23 protein-coding genes and 1 pseudogene are annotated in these 22,694 nt (G+C 60.7%); 18 read left to right on the plus strand and 6 right to left on the minus strand.

From position 1 onward, the window contains the following. Positions 1 to 63: 63 nt before the first annotated feature. Genes B2D37_RS04825 through B2D37_RS04835 form a run of 3 tightly spaced genes read right to left on the minus strand, consistent with a single transcriptional unit; the run spans position 64 to position 1,683 of the window. Positions 64 to 789: a glycerophosphodiester phosphodiesterase gene (locus B2D37_RS04825; protein ID WP_079201650.1), complete on the minus strand. Its 726-nt coding sequence runs from the start codon at positions 787 to 789 to the stop codon at positions 64 to 66. Beyond that, a complete protein-coding gene (locus B2D37_RS04830) occupies positions 786 to 1,091 on the minus strand; it encodes a phosphodiesterase (RefSeq protein ID WP_079201651.1) in 306 nt (101 codons plus the stop codon). Before B2D37_RS04830 ends, B2D37_RS04825 begins: the two co-directional genes overlap by 4 nt. 10 nt (positions 1,092 to 1,101) lie before the next feature. Continuing rightward, positions 1,102 to 1,683, minus strand: a complete 582-nt coding sequence (locus B2D37_RS04835; protein ID WP_079201652.1) for a PilZ domain-containing protein — start codon at positions 1,681 to 1,683, stop codon at positions 1,102 to 1,104. Positions 1,684 to 1,778: 95 nt separating this feature from the next. On the opposite strand from B2D37_RS04835, the gene B2D37_RS04840 reads away from it, so the two are divergent. From B2D37_RS04840 to B2D37_RS04850, 3 genes are read left to right on the plus strand one after another with little or no spacing between them, the layout of a single operon-like run. Continuing rightward, positions 1,779 to 3,029, plus strand: a complete 1,251-nt coding sequence (locus B2D37_RS04840) for a lipoprotein-releasing ABC transporter permease subunit (RefSeq protein WP_079201653.1) — start codon at positions 1,779 to 1,781, stop codon at positions 3,027 to 3,029. A gap of 7 nt (positions 3,030 to 3,036) precedes the next feature. Next, complete coding sequence (gene lolD, locus B2D37_RS04845) at positions 3,037 to 3,720, plus strand: lipoprotein-releasing ABC transporter ATP-binding protein LolD (RefSeq protein WP_177345265.1); 684 nt, start codon at positions 3,037 to 3,039, stop codon at positions 3,718 to 3,720. Continuing rightward, complete coding sequence (locus B2D37_RS04850; RefSeq protein ID WP_079201655.1) at positions 3,720 to 4,964, plus strand: lipoprotein-releasing ABC transporter permease subunit; 1,245 nt, start codon at positions 3,720 to 3,722, stop codon at positions 4,962 to 4,964. Before lolD ends, B2D37_RS04850 begins: the two co-directional genes overlap by 1 nt. 119 nt (positions 4,965 to 5,083) lie before the next feature. On the opposite strand, the gene B2D37_RS04855 is transcribed toward B2D37_RS04850, so the two are convergent. Continuing rightward, positions 5,084 to 5,617: a DUF2062 domain-containing protein gene (locus tag B2D37_RS04855; RefSeq protein WP_079201656.1), complete on the minus strand. Its 534-nt coding sequence runs from the start codon at positions 5,615 to 5,617 to the stop codon at positions 5,084 to 5,086. A 140-nt stretch (positions 5,618 to 5,757) separates the two neighbouring features. Here B2D37_RS04855 and B2D37_RS04860 point away from each other — a divergent pair. From B2D37_RS04860 to murB, 8 genes and pseudogenes are all read left to right on the plus strand, one after another. After that, positions 5,758 to 7,982 (plus strand): annotated as a pseudogene (locus B2D37_RS04860) (DNA internalization-related competence protein ComEC/Rec2). A 72-nt stretch (positions 7,983 to 8,054) separates the two neighbouring features. Further along, on the plus strand, positions 8,055 to 8,687 hold the full coding sequence (locus tag B2D37_RS04865; protein ID WP_079201657.1) for a MotA/TolQ/ExbB proton channel family protein: 633 nt from the start codon (positions 8,055 to 8,057) through the stop codon (positions 8,685 to 8,687). After that, positions 8,684 to 9,112 (plus strand): biopolymer transporter ExbD, encoded by a 429-nt coding sequence (locus B2D37_RS04870; protein ID WP_079201658.1) that lies wholly within the window; start codon positions 8,684 to 8,686, stop codon positions 9,110 to 9,112. Before B2D37_RS04865 ends, B2D37_RS04870 begins: the two co-directional genes overlap by 4 nt. A gap of 13 nt (positions 9,113 to 9,125) precedes the next feature. Next, positions 9,126 to 10,130, plus strand: a complete 1,005-nt coding sequence (gene lpxK, locus B2D37_RS04875; RefSeq protein WP_079201659.1) for a tetraacyldisaccharide 4'-kinase — start codon at positions 9,126 to 9,128, stop codon at positions 10,128 to 10,130. A 62-nt stretch (positions 10,131 to 10,192) separates the two neighbouring features. Further along, on the plus strand, positions 10,193 to 10,378 hold the full coding sequence (locus B2D37_RS04880; protein ID WP_079201660.1) for a Trm112 family protein: 186 nt from the start codon (positions 10,193 to 10,195) through the stop codon (positions 10,376 to 10,378). After that, positions 10,379 to 11,143, plus strand: a complete 765-nt coding sequence (kdsB, locus tag B2D37_RS04885; protein WP_079201661.1) for a 3-deoxy-manno-octulosonate cytidylyltransferase — start codon at positions 10,379 to 10,381, stop codon at positions 11,141 to 11,143. After that, positions 11,143 to 11,607 carry a low molecular weight protein-tyrosine-phosphatase gene (locus B2D37_RS04890; RefSeq protein WP_079201662.1) on the plus strand — a complete coding sequence of 155 codons (465 nt, stop codon included), beginning with the start codon at positions 11,143 to 11,145 and terminating at the stop codon, positions 11,605 to 11,607. The genes kdsB and B2D37_RS04890 overlap by 1 nt, the downstream gene beginning before the upstream one ends. Beyond that, positions 11,604 to 12,623 carry a UDP-N-acetylmuramate dehydrogenase gene (murB, locus tag B2D37_RS04895; RefSeq protein WP_079201663.1) on the plus strand — a complete coding sequence of 340 codons (1,020 nt, stop codon included), beginning with the start codon at positions 11,604 to 11,606 and terminating at the stop codon, positions 12,621 to 12,623. Before B2D37_RS04890 ends, murB begins: the two co-directional genes overlap by 4 nt. A gap of 209 nt (positions 12,624 to 12,832) precedes the next feature. On the opposite strand, the gene rne is transcribed toward murB, so the two are convergent. Continuing rightward, complete coding sequence (gene rne / locus B2D37_RS04900; protein ID WP_079201664.1) at positions 12,833 to 15,922, minus strand: ribonuclease E; 3,090 nt, start codon at positions 15,920 to 15,922, stop codon at positions 12,833 to 12,835. Between the two features lie 578 nt (positions 15,923 to 16,500). Between rne and rluC the strand changes: the two genes are divergently transcribed. Genes rluC through B2D37_RS04915 form a run of 3 tightly spaced genes read left to right on the plus strand, consistent with a single transcriptional unit; the run spans position 16,501 to position 19,112 of the window. Then, positions 16,501 to 17,454, plus strand: a complete 954-nt coding sequence (gene rluC / locus B2D37_RS04905; protein WP_079201665.1) for a 23S rRNA pseudouridine(955/2504/2580) synthase RluC — start codon at positions 16,501 to 16,503, stop codon at positions 17,452 to 17,454. Further along, positions 17,447 to 18,142 (plus strand): HAD-IA family hydrolase, encoded by a 696-nt coding sequence (locus B2D37_RS04910; protein ID WP_079201666.1) that lies wholly within the window; start codon positions 17,447 to 17,449, stop codon positions 18,140 to 18,142. Before rluC ends, B2D37_RS04910 begins: the two co-directional genes overlap by 8 nt. Next, entirely contained in the window at positions 18,132 to 19,112 is a 981-nt protein-coding gene (locus tag B2D37_RS04915) for a S49 family peptidase (RefSeq protein ID WP_079201667.1), read from the plus strand. The genes B2D37_RS04910 and B2D37_RS04915 overlap by 11 nt, the downstream gene beginning before the upstream one ends. 48 nt (positions 19,113 to 19,160) lie before the next feature. Here B2D37_RS04915 and B2D37_RS04920 read toward each other — a convergent pair whose 3' ends face one another. Further along, positions 19,161 to 19,739, minus strand: coding sequence for a nucleoside triphosphate pyrophosphatase (locus tag B2D37_RS04920; RefSeq protein ID WP_079201668.1), 579 nt, complete (start codon positions 19,737 to 19,739; stop codon positions 19,161 to 19,163). A gap of 111 nt (positions 19,740 to 19,850) precedes the next feature. On the opposite strand from B2D37_RS04920, the gene B2D37_RS04925 reads away from it, so the two are divergent. The 4 genes from B2D37_RS04925 to fabD all read left to right on the plus strand — a co-directional run bounded on the left by B2D37_RS04925 (position 19,851) and on the right by fabD (position 22,690). After that, positions 19,851 to 20,378: a YceD family protein gene (locus B2D37_RS04925; RefSeq protein WP_079201669.1), complete on the plus strand. Its 528-nt coding sequence runs from the start codon at positions 19,851 to 19,853 to the stop codon at positions 20,376 to 20,378. 13 nt (positions 20,379 to 20,391) lie between these two features. After that, positions 20,392 to 20,574, plus strand: a complete 183-nt coding sequence (gene rpmF / locus B2D37_RS04930) for a 50S ribosomal protein L32 (protein ID WP_079201670.1) — start codon at positions 20,392 to 20,394, stop codon at positions 20,572 to 20,574. Positions 20,575 to 20,577: 3 nt separating this feature from the next. Further along, complete coding sequence (gene plsX, locus B2D37_RS04935; RefSeq protein ID WP_079201671.1) at positions 20,578 to 21,588, plus strand: phosphate acyltransferase PlsX; 1,011 nt, start codon at positions 20,578 to 20,580, stop codon at positions 21,586 to 21,588. 166 nt (positions 21,589 to 21,754) lie between these two features. Next, complete coding sequence (gene fabD / locus B2D37_RS04940; RefSeq protein WP_079201672.1) at positions 21,755 to 22,690, plus strand: ACP S-malonyltransferase; 936 nt, start codon at positions 21,755 to 21,757, stop codon at positions 22,688 to 22,690. Positions 22,691 to 22,694 lie beyond the last annotated feature (4 nt).

Consider the following 22,694-nt stretch of genomic DNA (forward strand, 5'->3'; position numbering starts at 1 on the left):
TCCATCCGGCAGCCGCGAGCTCTGCATGTCAGGCTTCGCGGCGCTCAGTTTGCGCGGTCCGGCCTACGTGTGCGGCTGCAGCGTCTGCACCGCGAGGCCCGGATAGTCGGTAATCAGGCTGTCCGCGCCGAAATCGGCGAGTCGGCGCATCAGTGCCGGTTCGTTGACCGTCCAGACCGAGACATGCAAGCCGGCTTTCTGCGCTTTGAGCAGGCGCTCCGGAGTGCACAGGGTCCAGTTCAGCGCCAGTAGGCTGCAGTCATAGTGCTGGGCCACTTTCAGCGGGTCGAGCCAGGCATATTCCGCCACCAGGCCGCGGGCAAGCTGCGGTGCCAGGCGTTTGAGTGCACTCAGGACTTCCCGTGAGCTTGAGGTGACCGTGACTTTATCGGTCAGGCCATATCGTGCGGTCAGCTCGGCAATCGCTTCGACCAACCGCGCGGCACGGACTTTCGAGGCGCTTTTGACTTCCAGTTGCCAGTGCTCGAAGTCGCATTGCTCGAACAGCTCGACCAGGCGTGGAATCGGGCACGGGGTCTTCCAGCCAGGCCCGCCTTTGCGGGCGTCATAGTTGGCCAGTTCAGCGGCGTCGTGTTCAACCACCTTGCCGCGATGGCCGGTGGTGCGCTTTAGGGTCGGGTCGTGAATTACCATCAACTCGCCGTCGCGCGACTGGTGCAGGTCCAGTTCGCAGCGGCGCACACCATGCTCCAGACATTGTTGGAAGCTAATCAGGGTGTTCTCCGGTGCTTCGCCTTTGGCGCCGCGATGGCCGTAGATCAGGGTCACGGTTGCTCCTTCGCCGGGTAGCTGGTGCGCGGTTGATGGTGGCGCACGCTGTTGATGACGTGGTCGTACTCGAAGTACACGCTGAACTCGCGGTAATCCCAGCGGCTAATTGGTGGGCTGCCGACTGCGCGGTGTTCTTCATCGGCCAGGCCGAAACGCTCCAGTACCGAGCGCTGCGATTCACCATGCTGGGGCAGTGCAACGGTGGCGGCGCCTTGCTCGCCGAGGGGGATCTGCAGGTTTTCGGCGATAGCGCCGAACGGCAGGCACAACATTATTAGTGCAAGGAAAAGACGTGGCATAGGGTTCTCGTCACTGAGGCTGGGGCTGTTCACGGGCCTGGCGGCGCTCCAAGGCTTGGCGTTGGAAGATATGCCGGGCCAGTAACTGGCGCTGTGCGTCGGTCAAGGCTTCGAACTCGGTGCCGATCTCGAACTGTTGCTCGTCGAGTGCCTGGCAGTGTATGACCTTGGCTCTCAATAGCAGACCCAGTGCCTGCGGCATCAGCACGATCTTGATCGCCAGGTGGGTGCCGATGACGAGGCTTTGGCTGCTGTTGAAGCTCACCCCGCCCTCGGACAGGCAGACCCGTCTCGGCGTGCCGATATCGCGCAACAGGCTCTGTGCGACGGCCTGGCCGAGCAGGTCGATGCGTTTGTTGATTACCTTGAGGTAGTTGGCCAGGGTGCGGTCGCGCTCGCTGATATGGCGCAACAAATGCTGCGACTCGAAGTCCAGCAGGTGCAGTTCACTGAGCAGGTTGAACAGAGGCGAGGTGTCATGAAGCTCGTCGCTGGCCAGGGCCTCGGCGCCTGACAACGGGGTGAATTCCAGTGCGATCGTATCGTCGATACGATAGTATTCGCGGCGGTCATCTTCATCTTGAATCGACATGGCGAACCCATGGCAGCAGTAGTGGTCTGAGTGTAAGGCCGCTTGCCAAGCCTCGCCACAAGGACGTTCCTCTTTCCCTCGAATCAGCCCCCACCATGTTCAGACCTCTGTTCGTATATATAGGTACGCGTTATACGCGCGCCAAGCGTCGTAATCACTTTGTGTCCTTTATTTCCCTGACTTCAATGATCGGGCTGGCACTCGGTGTGCTGGTGATGATCGTGGTGCTGTCGGTGATGAATGGCTTCGATCATGAGATGCGCACGCGGGTGCTCGGTATGGTGCCGCATGCCACTATCGAGTCGGCTACGCCCATCGATGATTGGCGCAGCCTTGCCGACAAGGCTATGGAAAACCCGCAGGTGTTGGCCGTCGCGCCATTCAGCCAGATGCAAGGCTTGCTCACGCATGAGGGCAAGGTGCAGAAGGTGTTGATCAACGCCGTCGATCCAGTCGAGGAAGTGAAGGTTTCGATCATCGACGATTTTTTTCAGCAGGGCCGCTTGCAAGACCTCGAACCCGGCGCCTTTGGCATCGTCATCGGTGACAAGGCTGCAGCCAAGCTGGGCGTCGCTCTGGGCGACAAGATCACGTTTGTCGCGCCTGAAGTCACGGTAACGCCAGCGGGCATGTTTCCGCGGCTCAAGCGCTTTACCGTGGTTGGCATCTTCCATGTGGGTGCCGGGGAGATCGATGGTTACGTGGCGATGACCCACGTGCAGGATCTGGCGCGCTTGCAGCGCCGCCAAGCGGATCAGGTGCAGGGCATCCGCCTGAAGGTCGCCGATCTGTTTCAGGCGCCGCGCACGGCCTGGGAGTTGGCGCAAACCCTGGGCGAACGTGAATATTACGCCCGCGACTGGACCCGCACCCACGGCAACCTGTATCAGGCGATCCGCATGGAAAAGGCCATGATCGGTCTGCTGTTGCTGCTGATCGTGGCAGTTGCCGCGTTCAACATCATCTCGACGCTGGTCATGGTGGTGACGGACAAGAAGGGCGACATCGCCATCCTGCGCACCCTCGGTGCTACGCCTGGGCAAATTATGGCCATCTTCATGGTCCAGGGCACGGTGATCGGCGTGGTCGGCACCCTTATTGGCGCGCTGCTGGGGATCTTCGCCGCACTCAATATCAGCGCCGCCATCGCCGCACTGGAGCGTGCACTGGGCATGCGCTTTCTCAGCGCAGACGTCTATTTCATCGACTACCTGCCGTCGCAGCTGATGCTTGCAGATGTACTGCTGGTCTGCGCCGCTGCGCTGGTTCTAAGTTTTCTCGCCACCCTTTATCCGGCCTGGCGCGCGGCGCGCACCCAGCCAGCGGAGGCTTTGCGTTATGAGTGATCAGGTTATGCAGGATCGTGCGGTGTTGAGTTGTCGCAACCTTGGCAAAAGCTATGAGGAAGGCCCCCAGTCGGTGGTGGTGCTGGAAGGCTTGCAGCTGGAGCTGCACCCCGGCGAGCGGGTGGCCATCGTCGGCAGTTCGGGATCGGGTAAGAGCACTTTGCTGAATATGCTCGGCGGCCTGGATACGCCCAGTACCGGCAGCGTCTGGCTGGCGGGCGAGGAGCTGTCGGCGCTGAGTGAAAAGGAGCGTGGGCTGCTGCGCAACCGCTCGCTGGGTTTCGTCTATCAATTCCATCACCTGTTGCCGGAGTTCACGGCGCTGGAGAATGTCTGCATGCCACTGCTGATCGGGCGCACGCCGATTGCCGAGGCGCGTCAGCGGGCAACTGGGCTACTCGAACGAGTCGGGCTTGGCCATCGCCTGGCGCACAAACCGGCGGAGCTGTCCGGCGGCGAGCGCCAGCGCGTGGCCATTGCCCGTGCCTTGGTCAATCGACCGGGACTGGTGCTGCTCGATGAGCCGACCGGCAACCTCGATCATCACACCGCCCAGGGTATTCAGGATCTGATGAAGGAGTTGAGCAGCGCGTCGCGCACCGCTTTCCTAGTGGTGACCCACGACCTGGAACTGGCTCAGCAGATGGATCGTATCCTGCGCCTGGAAGACGGCAAGTTGGTGGCCGCCTGATGTTTCGCCCCCTGAGTATTTACATCGGTACCCGCTACACCCGGGCCAAACGACGCAACCATTTCATTTCCTTTATTTCGCTGACCTCGATGATTGGCCTCGCCCTGGGTGTGCTGGCGATGATCGTGGTGCTGTCGGTGATGAACGGCTTTCAGAAGGAAATGAGCTCGCGCATCCTCGGCATGGTGCCCCACGCGGTAATTTCCGGGCTCGAGCCGTTGGATGATTGGCAGGCGGTGGCCGCGGCTGCCAAGCGCAGTCCACAAGTGTTGGCCGCCGTGCCCTTTGCCGAGTTGGAGGGCATGTTGTCCTACCGCGGGGCGATGCAGCCGATTCAGTTGCAGGGCGTCGATCCCGCGTTGGAACCGCAGGTGTCGATCATTGCCGAGCACATGACCCAGGGTCGTCTGAGCGATCTGCAGGCCGGTGAGTTCGGGGTGGTGATCGGCGAAATTACCGCCCGGCGCTTTCAACTGAAGATCGGCGACCGGTTGGCGCTGATCGTGCCCGAGGCCAGTTCGGTGCCTGGTGGTATCACGCCGCGTATGCAGGCGGTCAATGTGGTTGGGGTGTTCAAGGTCGGTGCCGAGCTGGATGGCTCACTGGCCTTGCTGCATGTCGCCGATGCGGCGCAGATTCAACGCTTGCAGCCGGGTCAGGTACCCAGCGTGCGTTTAAAGTTGCAAGACTTGTATCAGGCTCCGCAGGTGTCGGCCGCCATCGTCAGCGAGTTGGGCGAGGGCTATCGGGCCAGTGACTGGACGTTGACCCAGGGCAGTCTGTTCAGTGCAATGAAGATGGAAAAGACCATGATCGGCTTGCTGTTGCTGCTTATCGTCGCGGTGGCTGCGTTCAATATCATTGCCACCTTGATCATGGTGGTCGCCGATAAAGGTGCGGATATTGCCATCCTGCGCACCCTGGGCGCGACCCCGGGACAGATCATGGGCATCTTCATGGTGCAGGGCACGGTGATTGGAGTGGTTGGTACGCTGATTGGGGCCGTACTGGGCATAGTGGCGGCGCTGAATGTCAGCCAGTTGGTCGGTTGGGTCGAGCGTCTCAGCGGTCAGCAGATACTCAGCTCGGATGTCTACTTCATCAGTAACCTGCCGTCTGAATTGTTGCTATCCGATGTGTTGCTGATTTGCGGCGCGGCCTTTGCCTTGAGCTTTCTCGCCACTCTCTACCCGTCCTGGCGTGCGGCAGCTATCCAGCCGGCTGACGCCTTGCGCTACGAATGAACTAGTCTGTGTGAATGCAAAAAGCCGTTACTCAAGTAACGGCTTTTTAGTTTCAGAGATTTGAAAATAACGAACGCCAGCGCGAGGCCGTCGCAGTAGGCGAGTGTTTTCACGGACTCTCAGTTATCCGGCTTGTTGTCGCGGCGTTTTTCCTGGCGCCGGCGCCAGCTGCGCCGTACCCACCAGTGCCAGTAGGTGTTGGTGGCCAGGTAGCCCAGCGCAGCAAAGAGCAAGCCGAGCACGAAAGAGCCGAGGAGCAGAGGCTGCCAGTGGGTCTGCAGCATATGGCCGACCCAGCTCAAGGTGATCTCGTCGGGCATGCGCAGGGTCGGGGTGTTGGTCATCCATGCGCCGAATTTGTAGCTGCAATAGAACACCGGAGGCATGGTGATCGGGTTGGTCAGCCAGACCAGTCCAACGGAGATGGGCAGATTGGCGCGTGCGGGGATGGCGACCAGTGCGGCGGCGGCCATTTGCAACGGCATGGGGATCATTGCCCAGAACAGGCCGACGGCCACGGCGCGCGCCACCGAGTGGCGGTTGAGGTGCCAGAGGTTGGGGTCGTGAATCAGGGCGCCGAGAAAGCGCAGAGATTTGTTGGCCTTGATGCGGTCTGGATGAGGCATGTAGCGCTTGAATAAACGACGCGGCATCGTGGCTCTCTGGCAGTCTAACAGCGCCAATATTATGCACAGATTCGCAGTGCCCCGCTTTCACACTTTGTCACAGCAAATAATTGAAGGCCGCTTGTTGGGGTAGATCCACGGAATCGGATCACAAGGAGTGAGTGATTATGCGTACAGGGATGACTGCGCTGGTGGCCGGGTTGCTGCTGCTACGATTATTGCCGATTTTGCCACCGGTCTGGTTGTTATGGCTGCTGCCGATCCTGGGGCTGATGTTGCTGCCCTTTCGCAGCTATCCGCTGGCGTTTTTCCTGTTTGGCCTCAGTTGGGCCGGCATCTCGGCGCAGTCGGCCTTGGACGACAGGCTGGCGCCGGAGCTCGATGGCCGTACCCTGTGGCTGCAGGGAAGGGTGGTCGGCCTGCCCGATGTGCGCGATGGCGTCGTCAGGTTTCAATTGCAACAAGCCAAGTCGCGGCGTGCCGAGTTTCCGCAGCGACTGCGCTTGGCCTGGCATGGCGGCCCAGAGCTGCGAGGCGGCGAGACCTGGCGTCTGGCTGTGCGCCTCAAGCGGCCACATGGCCTGGTCAACCCGCAGTCTTTCGATTACGAGGCCTGGCTGCTGGCGCAACGCATTGGCGCGACCGGCACGGTCAAGAGTGGCCAGCTGGTGAGCGCCGCTAGCGGGCTTGGCAGCTGGCGCGATGGGTTGCGCCAGCGCTTGCTCGCAGTCGATGCCCATGGTCGCGAGGGGCGCTGGCGGCCCTGGTGCTGGGTGATGGCTCTGGCTTGTCGGTGGCCGATTGGCGCGTGCTGCAAGACACCGGCACGGTGCATTTGCTGGTGATTTCCGGTCAGCATGTCGGGCTGCTGGCCGGGCTGTTGTATGGCTTGATTGCAGGGTTGGCGCGTTTGGGCTGGTGGCCACGCCAATGGCCGTGGTTGCCCTGTGCCTGTGTCCTGGCCTTCGCCGGTGCGCTCGGCTACGGCATGCTGGCCGGCTTCGAGGTGCCGGTGCGGCGTGCCTGCGTGATGGTCGGCCTGGTGCTGCTGTGGCGTTGGCGCTTTCGTCATCTTGGGGTTTTCTTGCCGTTGTTGCTGGCGTTGGTCGTGGTCTTGCTGCTGGAGCCCCTGGCTAGCCTGCAACCGGGCTTCTGGCTGTCATTCGGCGCGGTGCTGTTGCTAGTCCTGCTTTTCAGCGGCCGGCTGGGCGCATGGCCGTGGTGGCAGACGCTGGGGCGGGCGCAGTGGGCGATGGCCATAGGTCTGCTGCCGCTGTTGCTGGCGTTGGGGTTGCCGGTCAGTGCCAGTGGTCCGCTGGCCAATCTGCTTGCCGTGCCCTGGGTCGGCCTGGCTGTGGTGCCGTTGGCATTGTTGGGCACCTTGCTGTTGCCGCTGCCCTGGCTGGGCGAGGCGCTGCTATGGCTCGCGGGTGGTTTGCTCAAGCTGCTGTTCATGGTGTTGGCGCAGATGGCCGCCTGGTTACCGGCCTGGTTGCCCGAGACATTACCGCTCTGGGCCTGGCTGCTGGTGGCGCTGGGCGCTTTGCTGTTGCTCCTGCCGGCCGGTGTGCCATTGCGCAGCCTGGGCTGGGTTTTGCTGTTGCCACTGTTCTACACCGAGACTGAGCGACCGGTCCACGGTCAGGCCGAGGTGTGGATGCTGGACGTTGGTCAAGGCTTGGCGGTCTTGCTGCGTACCCGCGAGCATGCGCTGCTGTATGACGCCGGTCCGCGTTTCGGCGACTTCGATATGGGCGAGCGCGTGGTGCTGCCGTCACTGCGCGGCCTGGGGGTGGCCCAACTGGATATGTTGCTGATCAGCCATGCCGATAACGATCATTCCGGCGGTGCACTGGCGATTCAGCGCGGCATGGCGGTCAAGCAGGTGGTGAGCGGCGAGGCCGCAGCGCTGCCCGGGATGCATCAGGTCGAGGCCTGTGAGGCGGGGCGCAGCTGGCAGTGGGATGGGGTGCGTTTCACGACCTGGCGTTGGGCAGGGGCAGCGGATGGCAATCAAGCCTCCTGCGTATTGCTGATCGAGGCGGCTGGCGAGCGACTGTTATTGACCGGCGATATTGACAGTAGTGCCGAGCGTGCGTTGCTCGACAGTGGTTTTGACGTTCGCGCGGACTGGCTGTTGGCGCCACACCATGGCAGCCGCAGCTCATCCTCGCAGCTCTTTTTAGAGACTGTGGCGCCGCAGGCGGCACTGATTTCCCGCGGCCGGCACAACGCATTCGGTCATCCGCATGCCAGTGTGGTTGCGCGTTACGAGGCGCAGTCCGCGCAACTCTATGACACGGTTGAGTACGGGGCCGTGCAGATTCGTCTTGGCGCTTTTACCCAAGGGCGAGGGTTGCGCGAGCGCGCACGATTTTGGCGAGAAAAATGAGAACCGCTGCGGTCGGCGACATGCCGCCCCTATGCTAGAGTGGCGCCACTTTTCCAAAGGGGATATGTCACCGTGTGGGAACTGGTTAAAGCTGGCGGCTGGATGATGCTGCCCATAATGCTGTGCTCTATTGCTGCGGCCGGCATTATTGCCGAGCGTCTGTGGACGCTGCGGCCCAGCCGCATCACCCCGCCACACCTGCTCGGTCAGGTCTGGCGCTGGATCAAGGATAAAAAGCTGAATAACCAGAAACTCAAGGAGCTGCGTGCCAACTCGCCCTTGGGGCAGATTCTGGCTGCCGGCCTGGCCAATTCCAAGCATGGTCGCGAGATCATGAAGGAGTGCATCCAAGAGGCCGCCGCGCGGGTTATCCACGATCTGGAGCGCTATCTCAATGCCCTGGGCACCATCGCCGGTATCGCGCCGCTGCTCGGTTTGCTCGGTACCGTGTTGGGTATGATCGAGATCTTCAGCTCCTTCATGGGCTCGGGCATGGCCAATGCGGCGCTGCTCGCAGCAGGTATTTCCACGGCATTGATCACCACTGCGGCCGGGTTGATGGTGGCCATTCCAGCCTTGTTCTTTCACCGCTATCTGCAACGGCGGGTCGATGAGCTGGTGGTCGGCATGGAGCAGGAAGCGATCAAGCTGGTGGAAGTAGTGCAAGGTGATCGTGACGTCGATTTTGCTGAGGGCAGGGCGTGAAATTCCGGCGCAAACCGCGGGAGAATATCGAGATCAACCTGGCTTCGCTGATCGACGTGGTGTTCATCCTGCTGCTGTTTTTCGTGGTCACCACCACCTTCACCCGTGAGACCCAGCTCAAGGTCGATCTGCCCGAGGCTGCCAGTGGCACGCCGCCGGAGCAGACCGAACTCAAGCAGTTGGAGGTGCTGATCGCAGTCGATGGCAGTTATTCGCTGAATGGCAAGCAACTGCTGAAAAGTAACCTGGATGGTTTGATGGCGGCCCTGCAAAAGGAATCGGAGGGCGATAACAGCCTGCCGCTGACTATCAGTGCCGATGGCCAGACCCCTCATCAGGCGGTGATCACGGCCATGGATGCTGCAGGCAAGTTGGGCTTTGCCCATCTGCGCATTACCACGGTCGAGGTGCAGGCCGCGCCTTGAGGGCTGTTCTCCAATGAGTCTGTCCGAGCGCCTGCTGGCTGCCTGGTACGCCGGGCATCCGGCGCTGACCCTGCTGCGGCCACTCGAGCGCCTCTACCGTGCTGTAGTGGAGCGCAAGCGGGCGCGGTTTCTCGCTGGCGCGGGCGAAATCTACCGCGCTTCTGTACCGGTAGTGGTGGTGGGCAATATCACCGTCGGCGGCACTGGCAAGACCCCGTTGATTATCTGGTTGATCGAACACTGCCGCCAGCGTGGCCTCAAGGTCGGCGTGGTCAGCCGTGGCTACGGCGCCAAGCCACCGCAATTACCCTGGCGTGTGCAAGCCGATCAATGCTCCAGCGTTGCCGGCGACGAGCCGTTGCTGATCGTTCAGCGCTGCGGTGTGCCCTTGATGATCGATCCCGACCGGGGGCGTGCGGTTGCGGCATTGCTGGCAGCGGAGCCGCTGGATCTGATTCTCAGTGATGATGGTTTGCAGCACTACCGCCTGGCGCGTGATCTGGAGCTGGTGCTGATCGATGCGGCGCGCGGCCTGGGCAATGGTCGTTGTCTGCCTGCTGGGCCGTTGCGCGAGCCGGTCGAGCGCCTGCTGAGCGTCGATGCGCTGCTCTACAACGGTGCCAGCAGCGATCCGCAGGGCGGTTATGCCTTCGGCTTGCGCGCGCGCGCTCTGGTCAACCTGCGCAGTGGCGAGCAGCACCCGCTGACGCATTTCCCGCCCCAACAGCCGCTGCATGCCGTCGCCGGTATCGGTAACCCGCAACGTTTCTTCAATACGCTCGAAACGCTACACTGGCGGCCGATTCCGCATGCTTTTGCCGATCATGCGCAGTACAGCGCAGAGCTGCTGAAATTCAGCCCGACGTTGCCTGTGGTCATGACGGAAAAGGATGCGGTCAAATGCCGGGCTTTTGCCGCCGATGACTGGTGGTATCTGGTGGTGGATGCCGAGCCCTCGGCGGCCTTCATTGCCTGGTTCGATGCGCAATTGACCGCGTTGTTGCCTCTCGCTCGCTAAGCCCGCTGGCTATTGCGGGCGCCGTCCCATTCATTGCAGCCGCTCTACGGCAAGGATCTCCCATGGACCCGAAATTACTCGATATATTGGCTTGCCCCCTGTGCAAGGGCCCGCTGAAGCTTGCCGCCGACAAGTCCGAGTTGATCTGCAAGGCCGATGGTCTGGCCTTTCCGGTGCGCGACGGCATCCCGGTGATGCTGGAAAGCGAAGCCCGTACCCTCAACGTCGACGAGCGCCTGGACAAGTAAATGAACCGCGTTTTTACCGTTGTGATCCCGGCGCGTTACGCCTCTAGCCGTCTACCCGGCAAGCCGCTGCAGGACATTGCCGGCAAGCCGATGATCCAACATGTCTGGGAGCAGGCGTGTAAAAGCAGTGCCCAGCAAGTGGTGGTGGCGACCGACGATGCACGCATCGTTGAGGCATGCCGCGGTTTCGGCGCTCAAGTGCTGTTGACCCGTATCGACCATAACTCCGGCACCGATCGCCTGGCCGAAGTGGCCGCGGCGCTGGGCCTGACGCCTGACGCCATCGTGGTCAACGTGCAGGGTGACGAGCCGCTGATTCCGCCGGCGCTTATCGATCAAGTGGCGGCCAATCTTGCGGCCAACCCGCAGGCGGCGATCGCCACCCTGGCCGAACCGATCGATGAGGTGGCGGCGCTGTTCAATCCCAATGTGGTCAAGGTCACGAGCGATCGCAATGGCCTGGCGCTGACATTCAGCCGCGCACCGTTACCTTGGGCGCGTGAGGCTTTTGCCGGCAGTCGCGAGCAGTTGCCGGCCAGCGTGCCTTACCGTCGGCATATCGGCATCTATGCCTACCGCGCACAGTTCCTACACGATTTCGTCGCCTGGGGCCCTTGCTGGCTGGAAGACGCCGAGTGCCTGGAGCAGCTGCGCGCACTCTGGCACGGCGTGCGCATCCATGTTGCCGATGCCCTGCAGGCTCCACCGGCTGGGGTCGATACCCAGGAAGATCTAGAGCGCGTGCGCCGACTGCTGGGGGCTTGATGCGGGTCTTGTTTGTCTGTCTGGGCAATATCTGCCGCTCGCCAACCGCCGAAGCGGTGCTGCGTTACAAGTTGCGTGAGCTGGGGCTGGAGGAGGGTGTCGAGGTCGATTCCGCTGGCACCGGCGATTGGCATGTGGGTAAGCCACCGGACAGCCGCACTCGGCAAGCGGCGCAGCTGCGCGGTTATGATCTTTCAGAGCTACGCGGGCGTCAGGTTTGCGTCAGTGACTTCAGTCGTTTCGATCTGATTCTGGCCATGGATAACAGCAATCTCGAGCACCTGCGGCGCTTGCGTCCAGGCGGCGCCAGGGCCGAGCTGGATCTGTTTCTGCGCCGCTATGACCTGACGCTGGATGAGGTGCCGGACCCCTATTATGGTGGCGAGCAAGGTTTCGAGCAGGTGCTTGATCTGCTTGAGCAGGCCTGCGATGGCTTGCTCCGTGAACTGCGGGGGCGACTATGAGTCTTTGCGTGCAGCAGCAGGTTTCGCTCAAGGCCTATAACAGCTTCGCCGTGGATGTTGCGGCGCGCTGGTTTGCCGAGGCACATGACGACGATCAGGTGCGTGAGGCGTTGGTTTATGCCGAGCAGCAGCAGTTGCCCGTGCTGCTGCTCGGTGGTGGCAGCAATATGTTGTTGACCGCCGATGTCGAGGCGTTGGTCGTGCGTATGGCCAGTCGCGGCATTCGTGTGTTGCAGGATGATGGCGACCGTGTGCTGGTCGAGGCTGAGGCCGGCGAGCCTTGGCACCCCTTTGTGCAGTGGACGTTGCAGCAGGGCCTGGTAGGTCTGGAAAATCTCAGCCTGATCCCGGGCACAGTCGGCGCCGCACCGATGCAAAATATCGGTGCTTATGGGGTCGAGTTGAAAGACCAGTTCGCCGGCTTGACCGCCCTGGATCGTCGCAGCGGCGAGTTGCGCGAGTTTTCCCTGGACGACTGTGCTTTCGCCTACCGCGACAGCCTGTTCAAGCGTGAGGCGGGGCGCTGGGTGATCCTGCGCGTTCGCTTTGCCTTGCGCCGTACGGCGGCGCTGCATCTTGACTACGGCCCGCTGCGCCAGCGTCTGGCAGAGCAGGGCATCGCGTTGCCGACGGCGGTCGATGTCAGCCAGGCCGTCTGTGCGATTCGCAGCGAAAAATTGCCGGATCCGGCGGTGCTGGGTAATGCCGGCAGTTTTTTCAAGAACCCTTTGGTTTCGGTTGAGCTGGCGCAGCGCTTAAGCGCCGAACATGCCGGCCTGGTGGCTTACCCGCAGGCTGATGGCCGGGTCAAGTTGGCCGCTGGCTGGTTGATCGAGCGCGCTGGCTGGAAAGGCTTTCGCGAAGGCGATGCCGGAGTACATCGGCTGCAAGCCCTGGTGTTGGTCAATTATGGCCAGGCCAGCGGACGGCAGTTGTTGGCGCTGGCGCAGCGCATTCAAGCGGATATTTTCCAGCGCTTTGCGATTGACCTGGAGATCGAGCCTAACGTGCTGTAAGCCGCGTTCGGCGCGACAAGATGGCTATACGGGGTGAAGGGCGTGGGTAGAGTCAAAGTAGGGTGGTCTTCAGTCCACCAAGACTGCTTATGTTAGCGGCGGTGGGCGAGCCCGGCCCGACCGACAAAAGCGAGTTGCACCGTTAGCGTGAACAGAAGCAAAAAAAAGGGGATGCCGAAGCATCCCCTTTTTTATTGCGCTGAATAGTCTCAGGCGTGCGGCTTGTCCGCGTGCTCATCCTGGTTCTTTTCAGTTTCGCTTTCGGCATCAGCATCACTTGCCGGCGTGAGCTCCGGTTCGCGGGTCTCAGCCACTGCTGCTTCGTTGGTTGCTTCAGTGGTTTCGCTAGCTGGAGCTTCAACCGATTCCTGGATTTCGGCTGGGCTGGCTTCTTCTACCGCTTCGGTTTGTGGCGCAGGGGCCGGAGCGTCGGCAGCTTCACGAGCCAGGCGTTCGGCTTCGCGTTGACGGCGACGCACTTCGCGCGGATCGTTCGGTGCGCGACCGGTGGCGCTCGGCACAATGCTTGCGGTTTCTGCGATCTCTTCGCTCACTGTTTCGGGCGCTGTGATTGCTGGCTCAGCCGGCTCGCTGGCAACAATGTCAGCGACCACTTCGGCCTGCTCTTCGCTTGGTGCGGAAGTGACTACTTCTGCGGCCGCCTCAGGGCTTGCTTCAATGACCTGCGGCGCACTGACTTCGGCAGTCGCTACAGCAGCTTCTTCACTCGTCTCGGTGTGTGCTTCGGCCAATTGCTCGACTGCAGGCAGTTCTGGCTCTGCAGCAGGTTGAGCCGGAGCTTCCTTTGCGGGTTGTTCGATCTCGGCAGGCTCTGGGCTGAGCAGTTCTGCGCTCAGTTCGGCGGCAACGGTTGCGGCAACGGCCAGTGGAGCCGTGGCTTCAACGTTGTCTTCAGTGCTTTCTTCAGAGCCCTCGATCACATTACCGCTGGCATCGCTTTGACGCTCGCGGCGATTGCTGCGACGACGCTGACCACGCGAACGGCGGCGTGGACGCTCACCTTCTGCGCCTTCTGCGCCTTCTGGCTCTTCGTCTTGCTGCGCGTCTTCGTTGCTCAGTACTTCATCATCGACGGCTGCAGCGGTTTCGGGGCGCGGCTGACGCTCTTCACGCGGGGCGCGCGGTTGACGCGGTTCGCGCTGAGGGCGCTCGGCAGGCACTTCTACGCTGCTATCGTCGCTGTTGCTGTCAGCGTTTTGTACTGCATCGAGCGGCTCGCGCAGTTCGCGTGCTGGGCGATCTTCGCGTGGCTTGCGTTCGCGACGCTTGTCCTGACCTTCGCGTGGTGGGCGCGACTGGCGGACTTCCTGCGGCTCGCGAACTTCAACCGCTTCACGTGCTGGGCGTTCTTCACGCGGTTGCGCTTCTTCGCGTGCTACACGCGGCTGACGCTCTTCGCGCGGCGCTCGTTCTTCGCGCGGGGCGCGCTCTTCACGTGGCTTGCGCTCTTCGTCGCGGCGACCACCGCGGCTGCGGCTCTGCTGGCGACCGTTGCGACGTTCATCGCTACGCTGCGGGCGTTCGCTGGTTTTCTTTTCGACTACCGCAGGTTTTACTTCTTCTTCCTTGCCGGCGAACAGGCTGACCAGGGATTTTACCAAGCCCTTGAACAGGCTAGGTTGGCTGGCGGCTACTACTGGTTCGCTGACCTCGGCCACTGGTGTCGGTGTCGGTGTCGGCGCGGTGCGTTGTGGCGCGGTCTTGATCGCTGCTTCCTGGCGAACCAGGGTGCGAGTGGCAGCAACCGGAACTACTTCTTCCACTTCGGTAGCCGCTATTTCATAGCTGGACTGGATGGATTGAGCTTCCGGGCTGTCGTCGCGGATGCGCTGCACTTCGAAGTTCGGCGTTTCCAGGTGATCGTTAGGCAGGATGACGATGCGCGCACGGCTGCGCAGTTCGATCTTAGTGATCGAGTTGCGTTTCTCGTTGAGCAGGAAGGCGGCAACCGGGATCGGCACCTGAGCGCGAACTTCGGCGGTGCGATCCTTCAGTGCTTCTTCTTCGATCAGGCGCAGGATTGCCAAGGACAGCGACTCGACGTCGCGGATGATGCCTTGGCCGTTGCAGCGCGGGCAAACGATACCGCTACTTTCGCCGAGCGACGGGCGCAGGCGTTGACGAGACATTTCCAGCAGGCCGAAGCGCGAGATACGCCCAACCTGTACGCGGGCGCGGTCGGCTTCCAGGCTTTCGCGAACCTTTTCTTCCACGGCGCGCTGGTTTTTCGCCGGCGTCATGTCGATGAAGTCGATCACGATCAGGCCGCCGATGTCACGCAGACGCAGCTGGCGGGCGATCTCTTCGGCCGCTTCCAGGTTGGTCTGCAGCGCGGTTTCTTCGATGTCGCTGCCTTTGGTCGCACGCGCCGAGTTGATGTCGATGGACACCAGGGCTTCGGTAGGGTCGATGACGATGGCGCCGCCGGACGGTAGCTTCACTTCGCGCTGGAAGGCGGTTTCGATCTGGCTTTCGATCTGGAAGCGATTGAACAGCGGCACGCTGTCTTCATACAGCTTGATCTTGCTGGCGTACTGCGGCATCACCTGGTTGATGAAGCTGAGTGCTTCCTGCTGCGCTTCGACGCTGTCGACCAGTACTTCGCCGATGTCCTGACGCAGGTAGTCGCGGATCGCGCGGATGATTACGTTGCTTTCCTGGTAGATCAGGAAGGGTGCGGCGCGATCCAGTGAGGCTTCCTTGATGGCGCTCCACAGTTGTAGCAGGTAGTCGAGGTCCCACTGCATTTCTTCGCTGCTGCGGCCTAGGCCGGCAGTGCGCACGATCAGGCCCATGTCGCTTGGTGCAACCAGGCCATTGAGGGCTTCGCGCAGCTCGTTACGCTCTTCGCCTTCAATGCGGCGCGAGATACCGCCCGCACGCGGGTTGTTCGGCATCAGTACCAGATATCGGCCGGCCAGGCTGATGAAGGTGGTAAGGGCTGCGCCCTTGTTGCCACGTTCCTCTTTTTCGACCTGAACGATGACTTCCTGGCCTTCCTTGAGCACGTCCTTGATGTTGACGCGACCCTCGGTAGCCTTGCTGAAGTATTCGCGGGATATTTCTTTGAGGGGGAGAAAACCATGGCGCTCCGAGCCGAAGTCGACAAAGGCGGCCTCGAGGCTGGGTTCGACGCGAGTAATCCGGCCTTTATAGATGTTGGCCTTCTTCTGTTCGCGAGCGCCCGATTCTATGTCCAGGTCATACAGGCGCTGGCCATCGACCAGAGCAACGCGCAACTCTTCGGGTTGAGTTGCGTTAATCAGCATTCTTTTCATGTTGTACCGTCGGTTTCCGGTGCTGGCGGAAGCGGCGTTCGGCACACACGACTCTCAGGGTCGGTGTCAGGCGCGTCAGAAACGGTCGTAAATCGTTTCATTGTCAAACGACAGTCAGCCAGTTGGGCTGGGTCGCGACGGACATCTCCTGCTCGCTGTTGTGACAGAAAGCACTAGTCAGGAGGAGGAATCAACTGTCGGTAGCGGACGAGATAAAGCGTCTTCGATAAAGCTAATTGCTACGCAGACCGACGGTTGTACGTCTCCACCCTACACGTATGACTGAAAATCGGGTGCCGCTCGCATAACATCCGCAGCGGGTTGGCATTTACCGCAAGCGCCCAAAGGGGGCGGCTGCGCATCATGGCTTAAGGCTTTATTTCCGAGTTATTCGCGGCCTTTGCGGCTTTCTATCTCTGAATAACCCGTCGGACGGCCTTACGTCCAAAATGGGTTGCGTCGGTTGGGGATGGCAGTTTTGGCGATCATCCGCAAACCAGACCGCTTTTGGCGGCGTTCGCGACTATAGCAGTAATGATTAAGTGCTTCAAATCCATAAAAATTGTTATGATTGCGCGATGACAATTCCTACTTCTACAACCTCCGGCGTTCAGCTGCTCGAGGTTGCGCCGGAACTCGCCGGCCAGCGCATCGATAACTTCCTCCGCACTCAGTTAAAGGGTGTGCCCAAGACATTGATTTACCGAATTTTGCGTAAAGGCGAGGTGCGGGTGAACAAGGGACGCATCAAGCCGGAGTACAAGCTGCAGGCGGGCGACATCATTCGCGTTCCGCCGTTGCGTCTGGCTGAGCGCGATGAGCCGGCACCCTTGGCGCAGGGCTTGCTCGAGCGCCTTGAAGCGGCAATCGTTTATGAAGACAAGGCCTTGATCGTACTGAACAAGCCAGCCGGCATCGCCGTGCATGGTGGTAGCGGTCTCAACTACGGGGTGATAGAGGCTTTCCGTCAGCTGCGCCCGGACGCCAAGGAGCTGGAGCTGGTTCATCGCCTCGATCGCGATACCTCCGGGCTGCTGATGATCGCCAAGAAGCGCAGCATGCTGCGGCATCTGCACGAGGCTTTGCGCGGTGACGGCGTTGACAAGCGTTATATGGCGCTGGTCCGTGGGCACTGGGCGGCTGCTAAGAAGCGGGTTAACGCACCTTTGCAGAAAAGCAATCTGCGTTCTGGTGAGCGCATGGTCGAGGTCAACGATGAGGGCAAGGAGGCGCTGACGCTGTTCCGCGTGCTGCGCCGTTTTGGCGAGTTCGCCACCTTGGTCGAGGCCAAGCCGGTGACCGGGCGCACCCACCAGATTCGCGTACATAGCCAATATGCGGGGCATTGCATCGCCGGTGACAGCAAATATGGCGATGACGAATTCAGTCGCGAGATTCGCGAATTGGGCGGCAAACGTCTGTTCCTGCATGCCTATGCGTTGGTCGTGCCGCTGCCCGATGGTGGCGAGCTCAGGTTGGAGGCGCCGGTCGATGTGGTCTGGGTGCGCACGCTGGAGCGTCTGAGTGCCTGACTATGAGTTATTGATCTTCGATTGGGACGGCACGCTGGTCGACTCTATTGGGCGTATCGTCGAGTCGATGCATTGGGCCGCGGATTTTTGTGACCTGGCGCGGTGTAGCGATGCGCAGGTCAAGGGGATTATCGGGCTTGGTTTGCCGGAGGCGATAGCCAGTCTGCACCCTGAGTTGCTCGAATCGACGCTCCTCGAGCGCTTCCGTCGCTGTTATAGCGAGCGCTACCTGGCGCTGGAGGTCGAGCCCTCGGCGTTGTTCCCAGGGGTTGCCGAGGCGTTGGAGATGTTTCGTGCGCAGGGCTATCGCTTGGCCGTGGCCACCGGTAAGAGCCGTCATGGCTTGCGGCGTGTGCTGGAGGGGCGGGGCTGGTTGGATTACTTCGATGTCACCCGCTGTGCCGACGAAACGGCGAGCAAGCCGGATCCGCTGATGTTGGCGGAAATTCTTGAGCATTGCGGTGTGTCTGCGGGGCGGGCCTTGATGGTGGGAGACTCGTCGTTCGATTTGCAGATGGCTCGGCATGCCGGGATGGACTCCGTGGCGGTAGGGTATGGGGCTCAGCCCTTGGCCGTGTTGCGCGAGTATGGCCCGGCGTTGGCGATAGATGATTTCATGGAATTGCATGCCTGGCTCGATAGGCGTGCGGGTGGGCAACCAGTTGAGGTGGGTGAATATGTCGGATGAATGGAAAGCAGCGGCTGGCAGTGAGGGTGATGGGAAAAGCTGGAAGTTGCTGGAGAAGACCCTGTTGGCTGGCGTCCAGGAGCAGCGTCGCGCACGACGCTGGGGGATTTTCTTCAAGTCGCTGACATTTATTTATCTGTTTGCTGCGCTGGCGCTATTTGCGCCGCTGCTCAACCTGAAGGAAGGCGTCAAGAGCAGTGCGAGTCATACCGCATTGATCGAGGTGCGCGGGATGATTGCCGATAAGGAGCTGGCCAGTGCTGACAATATAGTTAGCAGTCTGCGCGCCGCATTCGAGAACGACAAGACCAAGGGCGTGATCCTGCGGATCAATAGCCCTGGCGGCAGTCCGGTACAGTCGGGCTATATCTATGACGAGATTCGCCGTTTGCGCGGCGAGTATCCGGCGATCAAGCTGTATGCAGTGATCACCGATCTCGGGGCTTCGGGTGCTTATTACATTGCCAGTGCCGCAGATGAGATCTATGCCGACAAGGCCAGCCTGGTCGGGTCGATTGGCGTGACGGCGGCCGGTTTCGGTTTTGTCGGGGTCATGGAAAAACTGGGTGTCGATCGTCGGGTGTATACCTCTGGCGAACACAAGGCGTTTCTCGATCCGTTTCAGCCGCCGAACGATGAAGAGGCGCTGTTCTGGCAGGAGGTGTTGGACACCACGCATCGGCAGTTCATTGAAAGCGTCAAGCAGGGCCGTGGCGATCGGCTTAAGTCGGCGGAGCATCCTGAACTGTTTTCAGGCTTGGTGTGGTCGGGTGAGCAGGCGTTGCAGCTTGGCTTGATCGATGCTCTGGGTAATACCAGTTATGTCGCGCGTGAAGTGATCGGCGAGAAGGAGCTGGTCGACTTCACGGTCGAGGAATCGCCGTTTGATCGCTTTGCCAAGCGCCTGGGTGCCAGCGTCGCCGAGGACCTGGCCATGTGGATGGGTTTCCAGGGGCCAAGCCTGCGCTAGTTGATTTCGCGTTGCACGCGGGCCCGGTCATTGATCGGGCCTGTTGCTTTATGGGATATCAATGCCGGCTATAAGGAGCATGTCCACCAGGCGGATCAGGGGTAGGCCGATCAGGCTGGTGGCGTCAGTGCCTTCGGTGCTGCGAAATAGGCTGACGCCCAGCCCTTCAGCCTTGAAGCTGCCGGCGCAGTCGTAGGGCTGCTCTGCCTGCAGGTAGCGGCTGATTTGTGCGGCGCTCAGTTGGCGGAAGTGCACGGTGAAGGGGATGCAGTCGATCTGGCAGTGGCCGCTTTGGCTGTCGAGCAGGGCCAGGCCGGTGAGGAAGGTGACGCTGTTGCCGCTTGCGGCGAGTAGTTGTGCATGGGCTCGCTGGTATGTTTCGGGTTTTCCGACAATCTGGCTGCCAAGTACGGCGACCTGGTCCGAGCCGATGATCAAGTGTTGCGGGTGTTTGAGGCTGAGGGCGCGGGCTTTTGCTTCTGCCAGGCGGCGCACCAGTGTGCTGGCGTCTTCATCGGGACGAGGGGCTTCATTGATCGCAGGCGCGTCCCAGATAAAGGGCTGGCGCAGGCGGGTCAATAATTCTCGGCGATAGGGCGAGCTGGATGCGAGCACCAGGGGTAGCATGTCTGTGCATCTCCTTTTATATAGGGGGGCAATTCTAGTCGGCACTCTTCGTGCGGGACAGGCCTAATATCCTTTGACAGGGGCAGGGTGCATCCATAGAATGCGGCGCCTATGTCAAATGCACCGATTCCACCTCATGTTGATCCGCGAAAGTTGGCTGATCGTGGTGCCACGCTTGAAGGCGAGGTACTGCTAGCTGATTTGGCGCGACTCTGCGACCCGCTTGCCGATAATCAAGGCGCGGTGCGTGTGAAGTTTTTCTTCGAGCGTGATGAGCGCAATGCTGTGGTTTTCCATAGTGAACTCGAGGTTGAGGTCAAGATGGTTTGCCAGCGTTGTCTGGAGCTGGTTGCCCTGCCGATCCATAGCGTGTGTGATTACGCTGTGGTGAAAGAAGGTGCAAATACCCAGTCCGTGCCGAAAGGCTATGACGCTCTGGAATTGGGTGAAGAGCCATTGGATCTGCTGGCGTTGGTTGAGGAGGAGTTGTTGCTCGCCTTGCCCATCGTCCCGCTTCATGATCCTAAAGATTGCCAGCAGCCGGCCGGCCTCGAAGAGCCCGGGCCGAGTGAGGACGAGGTAACGCGGTCCAACCCGTTCAGTGTATTGGCGCAGTTAAAGCGTGACCCAAACGTTTAGGAGTTAATTAGTTATGGCTGTTCAGCAGAACAAAAAATCCCGTTCCGCCCGTGACATGCGTCGTTCGCACGATGCACTCGATGCCAGCACGCTGTCCGTTGAGAAAAGCACCGGTGAAATCCATCTGCGCCACCACGTATCGCCGGAAGGTGTTTACCGTGGTCGCAAAGTGATCGACAAGGGCGCTGACGAGTAAATCTTGTCCGCTCCGATCATCGCGATTGATGCAATGGGTGGGGACTTCGGTCCCCACAGCATTGTTCAGGCCAGCATTGCCTGCCTGGCTGAGTACCCTTCGCTGCATCTGGTCCTAGTCGGCCAAGCCCCTCTTATCGAAGATTTGATTGCCCGTAGTCCTGGCGTCGATCGTGCACGTCTGCAAGTCGAGCATGCTGGCGAAGTTATCGCCATGGATGAGCGCCCAGCGCTGGCGCTGCGTGGTAAGTCGGATTCGTCGATGCGGGTGGCTCTGGATTTGCTGCGTGAGGGGCGCGTTCAGGCGTGCGTCAGTGCTGGCAATACCGGGGCCTTGATGGCGTTGTCGCGTTATCTGCTGAAAACCCTGCCGGGCATCGATCGTCCGGCGATGGTCTCGGCTGTGCCAACCCAGACTGGTTGCTGTCACTTGCTTGATCTGGGGGCTAATGTCGACTGCAGTGCCGAGCAGCTCTACCAGTTCGCCGTAATGGGCGCGGTGGCGGCTGAGGCGTTGGGGGTGGTGAACCCGCGTGTGGCGTTGCTCAATGTCGGCACCGAAGAAGTCAAGGGCAATCAGCAAGTCCAACTTGCTGCGAGTCTTTTGCAGCAGGCCAGTGGTTTGAATTACATCGGCTTTATCGAAGGCGACGGGCTTTATCGTGGCGACGCCGATGTGGTGGTGTGCGACGGTTTTGTGGGCAATATTCTGCTCAAGTCCAGCGAAGGCCTGGCGACGATGATTACGGCGCGTATTGAGCTGTTGTTCAGGCGCAACCTGGTTTCGCGGCTGGCAGGTCTGCTGGCGATGCCGGTATTGCGCCGCCTGCGTGCCGAGTTGGCGCCCGCGCAGCACAACGGTGCAAGCTTGCTCGGCTTGCAGGGTATTGTGGTGAAGAGTCATGGCTCAGCAGGTACTGAAGGTTTCAAGAGTGCTATCCGTTGTGCGCTGAGGGAAATCGAGGACGATTTGCCGCGGCGCCTGCATGGCCGTCTCGAGGGTATGTTGCTCTGAGCCGGTTATTGCTGGGTTTTGCAGGCGGCAGGTGCAGGGTGCTGGCGATTGTGTAGCCTGCTAATGTGACCGCGGCGGATGGCCTGTCATCCAACTGTCAGATTGTTGCGCTTGACTCTGCTGGGCGCGAATTTATACGACGATAAGACCATAGAGGCTCGTTTACATGTCTGCATCCCTCGCATTCGTCTTTCCTGGGCAAGGCTCGCAGTCGCTGGCAATGTTGGCTGGGCATGGCTCACAGCAAATTGTTATCGATACTTTTGCCGAAGCCTCCGAAGTACTCGGCTACGACCTTTGGGTCTTGACCCAGCAGGGGCCGGAAGAGCAACTCAATCAAACCGATAAAACTCAACCAGCTATCCTTGCGGCATCCACTGCCTTGTGGCGCCTGTGGCGCGCTGAGGGTGGTTTGCAGCCGGCTTTCGTGGCCGGCCATAGCCTGGGTGAATACTCTGCACTGGTTGCTGCAGGCAGTCTGGGTTTCGCTGAAGCCGTGAAGCTGGTTGAGCTGCGTGGTCAACTGATGCAGCAGGCTGTGCCCGCTGGTCAGGGCGGTATGGCGGCAATCCTCGGGCTGGACGATGCCGATGTACTGGCTGCCTGCAGCGACGCGGCGCAAGGTGAGGTGGTTAGCGCAGTGAACTTCAATGCGCCTGGCCAGGTAGTGATCGCAGGTTCTGCAGCTGCCGTGGCACGCGCCGTCGAGGCGTGTAAGGCGCGTGGTGCCAAACGTGCAATGCCGCTGCCGGTTAGCGTGCCGTCGCATTGTGCGCTGATGCGCCCGGCTGCTGAGCACTTCGCTGAGGCGGTTGCAGCGGTTGTCTGGCAATCTCCGCAAATTCCGTTGGTTCAGAATGTCAGTGCCCGCGTGGTCGCAGACCTTGATACTCTCAAGGCCGATTTGCTGGCGCAGCTGTATAGTCCGGTGCGCTGGGTTGAATCAATAGTCTGTATGGCTGAACAAGGCGTGGCTGATCTGCTCGAGTGCGGTCCAGGCAGGGTGCTGTCGGGGCTGAACAAGCGCTGCGTCAAAGGAATCAATACGTATAGTCTGGACACTCCAGACGCCTTTGCCGCCGCGCGTGCGGCCTTGGCCTGAATTA

Origin of the sequence: Pseudomonas sp. CC6-YY-74, assembly GCF_002025205.1 — a bacterium.
Lineage (GTDB): Bacteria > Pseudomonadota > Gammaproteobacteria > Pseudomonadales > Pseudomonadaceae > Aquipseudomonas > Aquipseudomonas paeninsulae.